This window comes from Chryseobacterium balustinum, from assembly GCF_900168205.1.
Classification (GTDB): Bacteria; Bacteroidota; Bacteroidia; order Flavobacteriales; family Weeksellaceae; genus Chryseobacterium; species Chryseobacterium balustinum.
Window position 1 is genome coordinate 142,227 of record NZ_FUZE01000010.1, and the last position, 12,631, is coordinate 154,857.

General features: G+C 31.6%; 15 protein-coding genes. 13 read left to right on the forward strand and 2 right to left on the reverse strand.

Annotated features, from left to right (window positions below):
- Nucleotides 1-13: 13 nt before the first annotated feature.
- Nucleotides 14-265, reverse strand: coding sequence for a type B 50S ribosomal protein L31 (locus B5X64_RS13125; RefSeq protein ID WP_066682062.1), 252 nt, complete (start codon nucleotides 263-265; stop codon nucleotides 14-16).
- Between the two features lie 274 nt (nucleotides 266-539).
- Here B5X64_RS13125 and B5X64_RS13130 point away from each other — a divergent pair, with 274 nt between their 5' ends.
- From B5X64_RS13130 to B5X64_RS13165, 8 genes are all read left to right on the forward strand, one after another.
- Nucleotides 540-1,946, forward strand: coding sequence for a hypothetical protein (locus B5X64_RS13130; protein ID WP_079465682.1), 1,407 nt, complete (start codon nucleotides 540-542; stop codon nucleotides 1,944-1,946).
- Between the two features lie 128 nt (nucleotides 1,947-2,074).
- Entirely contained in the window at nucleotides 2,075-2,401 is a 327-nt protein-coding gene (locus B5X64_RS13135; protein ID WP_074232143.1) for a nucleotide pyrophosphohydrolase, read from the forward strand.
- Between the two features lie 79 nt (nucleotides 2,402-2,480).
- On the forward strand, nucleotides 2,481-3,701 hold the full coding sequence (locus B5X64_RS13140) for a 3-phosphoshikimate 1-carboxyvinyltransferase (RefSeq protein WP_079465683.1): 1,221 nt from the start codon (nucleotides 2,481-2,483) through the stop codon (nucleotides 3,699-3,701).
- A 464-nt stretch (nucleotides 3,702-4,165) separates the two neighbouring features.
- A complete protein-coding gene (locus B5X64_RS13150; protein WP_079465685.1) occupies nucleotides 4,166-4,651 on the forward strand; it encodes a hypothetical protein in 486 nt (161 codons plus the stop codon).
- 199 nt (nucleotides 4,652-4,850) lie between these two features.
- Complete coding sequence (locus B5X64_RS23330) at nucleotides 4,851-5,021, forward strand: bacteriocin-like protein (protein ID WP_407919825.1); 171 nt, start codon at nucleotides 4,851-4,853, stop codon at nucleotides 5,019-5,021.
- 207 nt (nucleotides 5,022-5,228) lie between these two features.
- Nucleotides 5,229-6,023 (forward strand): SDR family oxidoreductase, encoded by a 795-nt coding sequence (locus tag B5X64_RS13155; protein WP_079465686.1) that lies wholly within the window; start codon nucleotides 5,229-5,231, stop codon nucleotides 6,021-6,023.
- Nucleotides 6,024-6,174: 151 nt separating this feature from the next.
- On the forward strand, nucleotides 6,175-7,779 hold the full coding sequence (locus tag B5X64_RS13160) for a BamA/TamA family outer membrane protein (protein ID WP_079465687.1): 1,605 nt from the start codon (nucleotides 6,175-6,177) through the stop codon (nucleotides 7,777-7,779).
- Between the two features lie 252 nt (nucleotides 7,780-8,031).
- Nucleotides 8,032-8,559 (forward strand): phospholipase domain-containing protein, encoded by a 528-nt coding sequence (locus B5X64_RS13165; RefSeq protein ID WP_139377609.1) that lies wholly within the window; start codon nucleotides 8,032-8,034, stop codon nucleotides 8,557-8,559.
- A 451-nt stretch (nucleotides 8,560-9,010) separates the two neighbouring features.
- Here B5X64_RS13165 and B5X64_RS22590 read toward each other — a convergent pair whose 3' ends face one another.
- Entirely contained in the window at nucleotides 9,011-9,208 is a 198-nt protein-coding gene (locus B5X64_RS22590) for a hypothetical protein (protein WP_123921045.1), read from the reverse strand.
- Between the two features lie 114 nt (nucleotides 9,209-9,322).
- Here B5X64_RS22590 and B5X64_RS13175 point away from each other — a divergent pair, with 114 nt between their 5' ends.
- The 5 genes from B5X64_RS13175 (at nucleotide 9,323) to B5X64_RS23045 (ending at nucleotide 12,183) form a co-directional block, all read left to right on the forward strand.
- On the forward strand, nucleotides 9,323-9,769 hold the full coding sequence (locus B5X64_RS13175) for a hypothetical protein (RefSeq protein WP_079465689.1): 447 nt from the start codon (nucleotides 9,323-9,325) through the stop codon (nucleotides 9,767-9,769).
- A gap of 119 nt (nucleotides 9,770-9,888) precedes the next feature.
- Complete coding sequence (locus tag B5X64_RS13180) at nucleotides 9,889-10,236, forward strand: hypothetical protein (protein ID WP_123921043.1); 348 nt, start codon at nucleotides 9,889-9,891, stop codon at nucleotides 10,234-10,236.
- A 188-nt stretch (nucleotides 10,237-10,424) separates the two neighbouring features.
- Entirely contained in the window at nucleotides 10,425-10,961 is a 537-nt protein-coding gene (locus tag B5X64_RS13185; RefSeq protein ID WP_123921041.1) for a hypothetical protein, read from the forward strand.
- Nucleotides 10,958-11,662: a hypothetical protein gene (locus B5X64_RS13190; RefSeq protein WP_228418906.1), complete on the forward strand. Its 705-nt coding sequence runs from the start codon at nucleotides 10,958-10,960 to the stop codon at nucleotides 11,660-11,662. The genes B5X64_RS13185 and B5X64_RS13190 overlap by 4 nt, the downstream gene beginning before the upstream one ends.
- Nucleotides 11,663-11,997: 335 nt before the next feature.
- Nucleotides 11,998-12,183, forward strand: a complete 186-nt coding sequence (locus B5X64_RS23045; protein WP_228418908.1) for a hypothetical protein — start codon at nucleotides 11,998-12,000, stop codon at nucleotides 12,181-12,183.
- Nucleotides 12,184-12,631: the final 448 nt, after the last annotated feature.

The window sequence follows — 12,631 nt, forward strand, 5'->3', positions numbered from 1 at the left end:
TAATATCAAAAAATTACTTAGCGAATTTTTTGTATTTGTTCATAAACTTGTCTACTCTACCTGCAGTATCAACTAATTTAGTTTTTCCTGTGTAGAAAGGGTGAGAAGTAGAAGAGATCTCCATTTTGATCAATGGGTACTCAGTTCCTTCAAACTCGATAGTGTCTTTTGTGTCAGCTGTTGATTTGCCTAAGAATACGTCGTCGTTACTCATATCTTTGAAAACAACAAGTCTATAATTTTCTGGGTGAATTCCTTTTTTCATAATACAAATTTTTAAAAAATTAAAGTTCTGCTTTCGAAATAGTAATGGTATTTCTTCTGCTAAATTTTAGGTTGCAAAAATACAATAATTTTTATAATATACAAATACCTTGTCAACTATTTTTAAAAGATAAGAAAATTAAAGTATTTTCGTTAAATTTGAAACTTATATAAATTTTAATTTCAATGAAATCGCCAAGATTGCTTTTAATTACAAACCACAATGAAGACAAGCGATAACATATGACGTTAAATAAAACAAAAAATTTCTACCTATGAAATTCAAATCACTACTCTTTTTATCTTTTTGGATGCTGTTTTTGGCAATTTCGTGTGACAAAGATGATATTACTTTTGATGCACCTTCTCAGGAACTTAGTTTTTCTAGAGACACAGTATTTTGCGATACGGTTTATCATCAGGTGCGCTCAGAAACCTATGTGGTAAAAGTATTTAATAATGAAGATAAGGATGTAATGATTCCCAGAATTAATCTTGAAAAAGGAGCTGCATCATTATATAAAATAAATGTAGATGGAAAAACAGGACACGATTTTCAGAATGTTCCGCTTAGAAAAAAAGACAGTCTTTATATTTTTGTAGAGATTGCTCCTCAAGCTACAGGTCCTGAAGCGATTGCTGAAGACCGAGTTTTATTTACTACAGGAGCCGGACAGCAGCATGTCACTTTATTTTCTGTTGTTCAGGATGCTGAATTTTTCATTAAAACGCCTACAAATCCAAATGTGATTGCCACTGATGCAACGTGGTCTAGTAATAAAGCTAAAATTATTTACGGAGACTTAACTGTAAATACTGGAGTTCATTTGAATATACAGCCGGGAACAAAAGTATATTTCCATAAAAACAGCGGAATGACAGTTTCTGCAGGCGCTACTTTAGATATCAACGGAACCGCAACTGATCAGGTAATTATTCGTGGAGACCGAAATGATACTTACTATGACACCATCCCAAGAAACTGGAATTCTATTAAAATGGAAGCCGCCTCTGTTTTAAATATGAATCATACCCGACTTTTCGGAGGAACTAGAGGTCTTGATATGAAACAAACTACTGCAACAATTAAAAATTCATTCATTCACACCTTTCAAGAATACGGTATTTATTCAGTGGGGTCAAAAGTAAATGCTGAAAATTTGGTCATGAATAATTGCGGAGAATCTTGTATTGGAATTTTTTATGGTGGAAATTATACTTTTACTCATGCAACCATTGCTAATTATTCTGCTACCATGAATGACAGAAGCCGTATGGGAATTTTCGCCACCAACGAATGGAAAAATGAGACTGGACAAAATGTGTACGCACCTCTTCAAAATTTAAGCATTCTCAATAGTATTGTATATTCAGATAGAGATAATTTTATAAATTTAGAAAAAGTAGGTTCGAATCAATTTAATTTTTTAATTCAAAATTCATTGATAAAGTACTCTGGAGAGAACGAAGCGGGATTTAATTTTACTGGCCCAGGAGTCATTCAAAGTATAAAAAATCAAGACCCTAGATTTATGAATTATTTTGCGGCTAAAATGAATTTAAGAGTAAAAGCAGATTCTCCTGCAAAAAATAAGGGTGATGTAACAGTTGCGAATACAGTTCCTACTGATATTGTAGGTGTTTCAAGAACGACCAGTCCAACTTTAGGAGCTTATCAGTAATATGAATGATGAATGATGAATGATGAATGATGAATGATGAATGATGAATGATGAATGATGAATGATGAATGATGAATGATGAATGAAATTAACTTGATTCTTTAAACTTTTAACTTGGCTCTTAAAAAATGGAAATTACAAATCTGCAACAACAAGTCGACGAATGGATAAAAACCATTGGTGTTCGTTATTTTAATGAGCTTACCAATATGGCAATGCTTACTGAAGAAGTTGGCGAAGTTGCAAGAATTATCGCAAGAAGATACGGTGAACAAAGCGAAAAGGAAAGCGATAAAAATAAAGACTTAGGTGAAGAATTAGCAGACGTATTGTTTGTCACTTTATGTTTAGCCAATCAAACCGGAGTCAATCTACAGGAAGCATTCGACAAAAAAATGAAAATAAAAACTGATCGCGACAAAGACCGCCATCAGAATAATGAGAAATTGAAGTAGATTTCAGATGCTAGACTTCAGATATTAGACCATTGAAAGTCTGAAATCTGACATCTGAAGTCTCAAAATCTTTAAAACAATGAAGCTAGAAAAATCAAAATTAAAAGGAAACAAAACCATACAAATCAGCGGTTCGAAAAGTATTTCGAATCGTTTATTGATTTTAGAAAGTTTGTTTTCAAGCATAAAAATTGGGAATTTATCCAATTCTCAGGATACGCAATTATTAAAAAAAGCACTTTCAGAAAATAGCGAGATTGTCGACATTCATCACGCTGGAACAGCGATGCGTTTTTTAACGTCATATTATTCTATCCAGGAAGAAAAAACGACAATTCTTACCGGTTCCGGAAGAATGAAGGAAAGACCTATTAAAAATTTGGTTGCCGCTTTACAAAATCTTGGTGTACAAATCGAATATTTAGAAAATGAAGGTTTTCCGCCTTTGAAAATTACGGGCAGAAAAATCACGGAGACAAAAGTTGACGTTCCGGCAAATATTTCAAGCCAGTTCATCACTTCCCTTCTTTTGATAGCCGGAAAACTTGAAAATGGATTGGAAATAAATTTAGTTGGTGAAGTTACTTCGAGATCTTATATCGAAATGACTTTGGATATTTTAACCAAATTCGGAATAAAAAACAGTTTCGTTGGAAACACTATTAAAGTAGAATCAACTATCAACCATCAACTACCAACCATCAACTATGAAGTGGAAAGTGATTGGAGTTCGGCTTCTTACTTCTACTCTTTTGCAGCGTTGGGAAGAAAAACCATTCACCTGAAAAGCTTTTATCATGAATCAACTCAGGGAGATTCTGCGATTGCCGATATTTATGAAACGTTTTTCGGTATTAAAACTATTTTCACAGAAGATGAGCATAAGCTGACTCTTCAGCCTATCGAAAACTTCCAGTTTCCGGAAAAGATTATTTTGGACATGAATAATTGCCCGGATATTGCACAAACACTTTGTGTAACCGCTGCAGCTTTGAAAATTCCATTTGAAATTTCAGGTTTGGATACATTGAGAGTAAAAGAAACTGATCGACTTTTAGCTTTATTTAATGAACTACAAAAGCTAGGAGCAGAAACTGAAATCACAGATTCAACGATAAAATCGATTAGTTTTAATGAACCTCAAGACAACATTTCTATTAAAACATATCAAGACCACAGAATGGCGATGAGCTTTGCCCCGTTTTGCCTGATTAAAGAATTGAATATTGAAGATGAAAATGTGGTGGAAAAATCTTACCCGATGTTTTGGGAAGATTTGAAAATTTTATTAGAAAAATAATTGACCATTTAGATGAATATTGAATCCAGCAAGTTTTTCAAAATCAATAAAATTGCCAAAACGTTCATCATTTTGGTTTTAGCTTGTTGTATTTTGATGAATATTGTTGATATGATTAAATACTATGAATTTATAAGTATTCAATTTCATTTATTTATTGTTGTGATCTTATCAATATTCATTGCAAGTTTATATTTTGAAAATTATTTTACGACAGTTGTTTTACTAATCTTTAATATATTATTCTGGTATTATACCATCACTGAAAGAAAAGATTTATCTTGGTATGATAATCCTTTTAATCATTATGATGTCGTTTTACATGGTTTTGAAAATTTCTTTTCACCTTTGACTAAACTCTTTGATCTTGTAATATTTTCACCACTATGTCTATTCAATAATTTATTAATCTGGACAATCATCATTCCTTTCAGAATTAAAAAATTTTATCTAAAAAAAATTAAATGAAAAAGCTACTCATTATATTGTATCTCTTAATTCCTTTGACATTTTGGGCTCAATATCTTTTACCCAATGAAGAAGTTATTTATTCATTTGAAACCAAAAACGGTAAGAAAATGTCTTTGGTAAAAGATAAAACCAATAAATATATTCAGTATCGTTTTGGAACTAAAACCAAAGTGGAAATGGAATTTCCTGCCAAAAAAACTAAAGAAAGCTGGAAGCAATTCACATACAATTCTTATCATAGAGGTGGTGGTAAACAGAATGCAGGAATGGATCTCAATTATTTATTTTTTAAAAACAACAACTATAAATATTTAATCTTCAAAACTTATCATGCAGAAGATGAATCATTTTCCACCGGCATCACAATAACTGATATTAAAGGTAAAGAAACCGAAATTACAGGACTTTATAAAACTCATAAAGGTTGTATGTGTTACTTGGATGACACAGAAGTAAAGAAAGAAGATTTTGGACTATAATTTCAATGATAGTTTATTGAAAAGATTCCTTTCTTTTTTATCATTTTATTTTATAAATTCTCTCATTCAAAAAAAACAGAATTTTTTTTTAGAAATAAACTCAATAAATTTCTCGTAAGGTTGATAAATAATTTATATATTTGATAGTGTGTACATTAAGTACCACAAACCAAAAAAAATCATTTAAAAACTAATTACTATGAAAAATTTAAAAAAAATTTCAAGAAAAGAATTGAAAAGTATTAGCGGGGGAATCGAAGTGTGTATTCAAAATTGTATGGTAGGATATTATAAATGCTGTATTCCCCGTCAACGTTATTATTGTACTCCTAATGGGAGTCAATGTGGAAGTATTATTATAGAACCTTAATTAAAACTGTTAAATACTAAAAAATTCCTGAAGCATGTCTTTGGGATTTTTTTTGAAATATCGTTTCATCTATTTTACATTGGTTTTGTGGATTTATTACATCGAAAGTCTTATTTTTTGGTTCTTTTACATAAATTTACCGTTTATAAAATGAACAGCTTTAGGGAATTCAAAATCTCTGATACAAATAAATATTTTTACCATTAAATGTCAAAAACAATTATCATTACGGGAACTTCCTCAGGAATTGGTTTCGTATTAGCAGAATATTTCGGAAAGAAAGGTCATCACGTTTACGGTTTAAGCAGAAAATTTACCGAAAATCAGTATTTTAAATCAATTCCGACCGATATTACAGATAATAATGCCGTACAAAATGCTATTTCTGAAGTTTTAAAAACTGAAACTAAAATTGATGTTTTGATCAACAATGCAGGAATGGGAATGGTTGGCTCTGTAGAAGATTCTACAAAAGAAGATATTTTAAAATTATTTAATCTGAATCTTGTTGGAGCTGTACAAATGATGGCTGCCGTAATGCCGAAAATGCGTGAAAATAAATTTGGGCAAATCATCAACGTTTCAAGCATTGGAAGTGAAATGGGATTGCCTTTCCGTGGATTTTATTCAGCTTCAAAATCTGCTTTAGATAAAGTTACTGAAGCCATGAGATACGAAGTTTACCCTTGGAATGTAAATGTCTGTTCGCTTCATTTGGGTGATATTAAAACCAATATTGCAGAAAACAGAGTAAAGACAAAAGTTTCTGAGCCTTATAAAAACGTATTCGATAAAGTATATGCTCTGATGAATTCTCATGTTGGAGACGGAACTGACCCCTTAGAAGTTGCAGAATATATCGACCAACTTTTAACTAAAAATAAGTGGAAAGCTCATTATTATTTTGGTAAATTCGGACAGAAAATTGGTGTTCCATTAAAATGGATTCTTCCGCAGGGAACTTATGAGAATTTAATGAAGAAGTATAATAAATTGGCTTAGTTTCAGTTAAACATATTTAAACTTTTTATTTATAAATTTTCTAAAAAACAAAACAGCATTTTTGTCATTCCGGAGGAGTCTAAACTATTTACATTAAATTCTTTGCCGAGATTCCTATGGAATGACAAAAAAAGATTTAAGCTTTTATTAATTGAAACTACTTTTAAACATATTTTTTGTCTTCTTTTGCGTTTTTGTACAAGCGCAAAAGAAGCATTATTTTCTGATTGATACAGAAACGAAAGTAAAGAAAAAAGTAAAAGATTCACTTTCTGCCGTAAAATTCCTCGATTCTTTAGCGCAAAACAATTATTTTTTCACCGATTTAAAAGAAGTGAAAATAAAAGGCGATTCTACAGAAATTTTCTATGATAAGGGCAAAAACTTCAACGAGACCTACGTTAACCTCTCAGATTCTATTGTTACCAGATTTAAACTTGAAAAAGAATTTTTTACTAAAAATTTAGATTCAGTAAAAAAAAACATCAGCAAAAAATATATTGACGACGGTTTTGCTTTCAGTAGAATCAAATCGAAATTTATGGGTCAAAAAAATGGTTATCCCGTTGTAGAACTTGATATTAATAAAAATAATAAAAGAACCATTGACGGTTTTGTGGCAAAAGGTTATACCCGAGTTCCGAAAAGATTTATAAAAAACCTTGAAAAAGAATTTAAAGGAAAAACCTACGACGACAAAAACCTGATTGCCATTAATAAAAATTTTCAGGGTCATCCCTTTATCATGCTCGAGCGGCAACCACAAACTCTTTTTACAAAAGATTCTACACAGATATATCTGTTTATGGAGAAGAAAAAGACCAATACTTTCGATGGAGTTATCGGCTTCGGAAATGATAAAACCGATAAATTTACGCTTAATGGAACTTTGAATGTGAATTTTAAAAACATGTTCAACGGTTTTGAAACAGTCAATCTTTATTGGCAGAGAAACCCCGACAAAGGTCAGAATTTTGATTTGCAAACCGATATTCCATATTTACTGAATTCTAATGTGGGTTTAAATATGAAAGTAAATATCTTCAGACAAGATTCTACTTTTGCTAATGTAAAAGCCTTGCCTGCATTTTATTATCATCTCAACAGCCGACAGAAAATTGGTTTACGAGGAACTTTTGAATCTTCTACCATCATCGACAGTCTTTATATTCAGGGGAAAGATTACAACAAAAAAGGGATTGGTATTTTCTTTGATATGACCGAGCCTACCGATATCGACCTTTTTCTTTATAAGTCTAAACTGAATGTAGGATACGATTTTCTGGCAACCAACTATACCGGTGAAAATATAAAAGCCAACCAGAATCAGTTTTACTTTTTTGGTGAATACAACTATCATATCAACGGAAATCATTTTCTCAACATTAAAGGAGAAGGGGCTATGATGGATTCTAAAATAGATTTCTCTGCCAACGAATTGTACCGTTTTGGGGGCTGGAATTCACTCCGGGGTTTTAATGAAAACTCTCTCGCCGCCGATTTCTATTACTATGCAGGAATGGAATACCGGTATCTTATCGGAAATCAGGCATTTTTTGATGTTTTCGGACAATATGGGCAGCTCAATAACAAATCCTTAAATGTAAAACCTAAATTTTATAGTGTTGGGCTTGGTTTCAATTTCTTTATTCCGCTTGGTTTAATGAGTTTTCAGCTTTCTAATGGTAACGAGTTTGGAAATCCTTTTAAGTTTAATGACATCAAAATTCATTGGGGAATTCTGAGCCGTTTTTAAAAAAAATTTCAATCATTTTTTTTCTATAAGAGTAAATTCTATATTAACATTATCATTATATTAATTCTTATTGTCATTTTATACTCAAAAGATATTTCACACTTAATAAATAATTAAGGAATAGGCAATACTATTTATCTACATTTGGTCTCAGGAATATTTAGTTTTTTTTGAACTAAAATTACGCACCATATCTCAAAATACGCTGAAAAAACTCAATGTAAAAACCTATTGAAATTCAGAAAAAGAGACATGAAACCATCAACCTTATTACCATGCAACTACGATGTCAATCTCCAAAATAATAAGATTGTAATGACCAATCTTAACGAGCCCCCTGTATCGTTAATAATTTATGATAAAAATAAATTTAATACCAAAGATTATTATTTTTTATTTACCCTACCTTCAAAAGACGAAATTTCGCATACAGTAGATATCGAAAAATACAGCTACGAAATAATAGGCTCTAATGGCTTTGTAAGAAAATTTAAAGGCACCAAAAAACCCGACCTGAATGTAAACTTATCTACCAATATCTCAAAACATGAAATAGATATAAAACTTACAAATATCTCAGCCAACACTTTAAATATTAGTTTAGAAAACAAATATACCGATCACATAAGTGAACTTTCTCTCAATGCACAAGAAGAAAAAATAAATATTAACCTAGACAGATCAAAAGGCTGGTACGATTTCAAAATAAAATCTAATACCAACATATGGCATTTTTCAGGAAGAGTAGAATTTGAGAGATCGACAATAGATTCTATTTAGTCTTAGATACATTTTAAAACCTTAAAAAATCTTATACAAAGAACTTGTATAAGATTTTTTTATAGTGATTTGAGTCATAAAACCCAACATTGCTATTTTAGTAATTATGTACCATATTGTGATAAAATATAAGATAATGAATATTTAACATTAAATTCTTACAATTTATTATATCATATTATAATCCATTTTATTAACTTCACAATTCAAAATACTAAAACCATAAAAAAACAACAACTACTTTAGCTCTGACTTTTGTTGCATTTGCTCTATCTGCAAATCTTAATGCTCAATCCACAGACAATCACACTGTAACTATTTCTGTACCCGAAATAGCACTAGTTGACATTGAACCCTCCGCTACAAAAAACATTACTTTAGGATTTACAGCACCAACTGAAGCAGGTAATCCTGTAACCCCAAACACTGCCAACAGTACGCTTTGTTTAAATTATTCTTCTATTAAATCGGTTGCAGATCCTACACGTAATGTATCTGTAAAAGTAAACCCTATCATTCTACAGATTACAACAGAAGCGCCCCAAGGCAAGCATACTGTTTTACTGGAGGGAACCGAAATAACGACAGGCGAAAAGTTTAGCCAAACTGCAGAATTATTAATTTCTACAAACAGAAAGCTTTCTCTCACCCTATTAGATTCTCCAGAATTTATAAAAGCTGGGGAAACGATTAAATCTACTTTCGTTTTAAAAAATGATGGAATGTTTCTGAAAATTTAATTTTAGAAAGCAAAAATGCTATCGTGGATGAAAATACGTCTTTAATTTTAGCTCCTGGAAAAAGCAAAAAAATTAGCATTAGTAAAATCACTCCATCCAATTTAAGTAAAAATGAGTTTCAGAATTTAAATCTTTCTGTTTATTCTAAAGACCATCCGCAAGAAAATCAGACTGCCTATTCTAGTGTAAAAATAATTTCTGTAAAGCCAATTGAAGATGATATCTACCACAGATTTCCAGTTTCTGCATCTGTTTCTATGCTGGGTATGCAAAATAGAGATCAATATAAAAGTGGTTTTCAGGGTGAACTCTATGGAAAAGGAAGTTTAGACGATGAAAATAAAAATCTTGAAGTGTCGGGAGAAACGGCATACAGCAAAACAGAAAAAACAGACGGAACTGCATACATGATTAACACAATTGCAAATTATGATAAAAATAAATGCAAATGTAATGTATACGAGAGCTAGTCCAGAATATACTGGATATTTCAATAATACCAGTACTATTAATGGCAATCTTCAATATCAGTTATCAAAGCGGATTAATTTGATAGCAAGCTATTTACAGGATGCTAAAAACTTCCAGCGTGACACTTTATTTCTTGCAGCACCGTATCGTAAATTTTTGCAGTACGGGATTTCAATATAAATACGCTAGTAAAGGAAATATTTATGTTTACAATGGTTCCCAAAGATATGAAGACCGATTAATGCCCAAAGAATTTGATTATAAAGAACGTTTTTTTAAACTCTCTGTTAATCAACAAATCGGAATTTTTCAGTTAAACATTGATGGACAATTTGGAAAAACAGATAATTTTATGACTGGCTTTTCTGGAAACTCAAGTTTTTATACTTCAATATTGGTTTTGAAAAATTTAAAACTTCATTTAATGTATATGGAAGTTATGCACTCACATCTCGTTATCAACTGAAAAACGAGAAACAGTTTTACTTTGGAACCAGAATTTTAAGTCGTTTTTCAGATAAATCTTAATTCAGTATTTTTTATCAGAACAATTATATCCCTGAAGATTATTATAAAGACAGAAATCTATTTGAGTTTCTTTTTCATCAACAAATTTTCAAAGGACATGAAGTAGATATTTCAACGAGATACAATTTGCAGCGTGGAAAATTGGGAAATAAAGATTTTATTTTTTCGTTGCGTTATACTTTAAGAATGAATATTCCGACTCAAAAAATTGCAGAATATACTACGTTGTCAGGTAATATAAAAAACTTAGGAGTAAAAAAAGTAGAAGGAATTCGCCTGATAATGGGAAACCACCTTTCGGTCACCAACAAAAACGGAGATTACTTATTTAAAAATGTAAATCCGGGAGATTATGTTTTAGCAATCGACCGAACGACTACAGAAATCAATGATATTGCCGACATAAATGTCCCGGTATCATTAATTTTAACAGGCAAAGAAAATATTTACAACTTCGGATTAACGAGTGCTGCAAAGATTCAGGGAAAAATAGAATATAAAGAACATGAAAGTAATTTGAAATTTGCCCAACTTTCAACCAGAAAAAAGAAAAACGAAAATCTGATTGTTGAAGTTACAAACGGTAATCAGACCTTTAGAAAGCTAGTACTTTTGGGAGATTATTTTGATTTTACCTATCTGCGTCAGGGAGATTGGAAGTGAAAATATACAGAAATGGTTTAGACAAAAAATATAAAATACCCATTGACCAGTTTGAGTTTAATCTAAAATCTGGCGAAACAAAAAATATAACCATTAATGTCATTAAGCAATCATCAGAAATAAAGTATCAGCAAGAAACCATCAAAGTAAGTTATAACGAAAACAAAAATGAGCTACTTCAAATTAGTTTTTTTGTCAGCTTTATTATCTCCGCCAATCTGTATTCACAAACTACAGGAAATAGTACTGTAGCTGTAACTTTACCAATTGTTACTTTAATGGATATTGAGCCTGCAGGAACTATTACAATGAGTTTTTCTAATCCTGATGTAGCCGGAAATCCTATTATTTCACCAGCCGCCAATACAACAAAGTGGATTAATTATACATCAGCAATAGCATTAGGAGGAGTTACCAGAAAAATCACCGCTTCAATCAATACCCTAATTCCTGAAATTGATATAAAAATTCAGGCAGCAACAGCTTCCGGTTTCGGAGGAGGAACATTAGGCATACCATCTGCTCAGGTAACATTAAATACAACTTCACAAACAATCATCGGCGGAATAGGAGGTGCATTTACAGGAAATGGAGCAAACAACGGCCATCGGCTGACCATAAGCCTATCTGCGAATACTTATAGTAATTTATCGGCAAGAACAAATACGCCTGTCGTAATTACCTACACAATCACCGAATAAATAGAAAACGAAGATGAAAGCAAATTATACTATTTACTATGAAGATATTTATTTAAAATACCTTTTTTATACTCTCATTATTATTTTTCTGCACGATAAAAGCCCAAACAATAAACGTAACAGGAACTAATTGGACAGTCGCGATACCACCAATTAGCGGAGCCGGTTTAAACTATGCAGGAACTTATGAGAGTGCAACCAACCAAATATTATTAAAAGTAGACATACCATTATTATTAAGTAGTGGCAAAGTCTCAAATCCTACTTGGAATTCAAACTTAATATTGAGTACTAAAAGAACAGGTAACGGATCCACAGTATGCTTAGTGTGCACAATGACGGGTGGAACAGCCTACCAAACAGTTACACTCACCGATATTGAACTATTTAGACTTTCAGCATTAGCTGCAGTAATATCTTATTCAAACATTCCCATTCAATTACAACTGAGTGGAGTTTCGGTAACAATTCCAGCAGCCACTTACAACAGTAGGGTTTTATTTACAATAAGTGCTCTTTAAAATATTTATTAAGAAAACTCTATTTTTTTCAGGAGCTATTTCCGGCTATTCGCTTTTACTCCTCACTCCATTGCTCTTCCATCACTAACCCCCTCTTCTCTCTAACGTGTGTTCCGGGGTAACCGCTGCTATCCGGGCTAGGATTACAGTCTTTTTATAATAATATTTATCCTTTAATTAAAATTAAAGGCTTCCAATTCATCTTTTTAGAATTCAATATTTACCTTTCAAAGAATAAACTCAAGATTTTAAGTAAGATTTACACTCAAGATAAAACATAACAAACACTCCGGAGGAGTGTAACCTTTGTAGAACATTACAGCATCATTTTCATAAGCTCCGAAGGAGCGACACAATAGGCAATAGGCAATAGGCAATAGGCAATAGGCAATAGGCAAAATTACTTATTGCCCATCTTCAAAAGTTTATAACAAAAAAAAAGTCTCAT

Bases quoted from the DNA above. Each gene is read 5' to 3' on its own strand.
- B5X64_RS13125 (WP_066682062.1), bottom strand. From the start codon at position 265: ATGAAAAAAGGAATTCACCCAGAAAATTATAGACTTGTTGTTTTCAAA.
- B5X64_RS13130 (WP_079465682.1), top strand. From the start codon at position 540: ATGAAATTCAAATCACTACTCTTTTTATCTTTTTGGATGCTGTTTTTG.
- B5X64_RS13135 (WP_074232143.1), top strand. From the start codon at position 2,075: ATGGAAATTACAAATCTGCAACAACAAGTCGACGAATGGATAAAAACC.
- B5X64_RS13140 (WP_079465683.1), top strand. From the start codon at position 2,481: ATGAAGCTAGAAAAATCAAAATTAAAAGGAAACAAAACCATACAAATC.
- B5X64_RS13150 (WP_079465685.1), top strand. From the start codon at position 4,166: ATGAAAAAGCTACTCATTATATTGTATCTCTTAATTCCTTTGACATTT.
- B5X64_RS23330 (WP_407919825.1), top strand. From the start codon at position 4,851: ATGAAAAATTTAAAAAAAATTTCAAGAAAAGAATTGAAAAGTATTAGC.
- B5X64_RS13155 (WP_079465686.1), top strand. From the start codon at position 5,229: ATGTCAAAAACAATTATCATTACGGGAACTTCCTCAGGAATTGGTTTC.
- B5X64_RS13165 (WP_139377609.1), top strand. From the start codon at position 8,032: ATGAAACCATCAACCTTATTACCATGCAACTACGATGTCAATCTCCAA.
- B5X64_RS23045 (WP_228418908.1), top strand. From the start codon at position 11,998: ATGACGGGTGGAACAGCCTACCAAACAGTTACACTCACCGATATTGAA.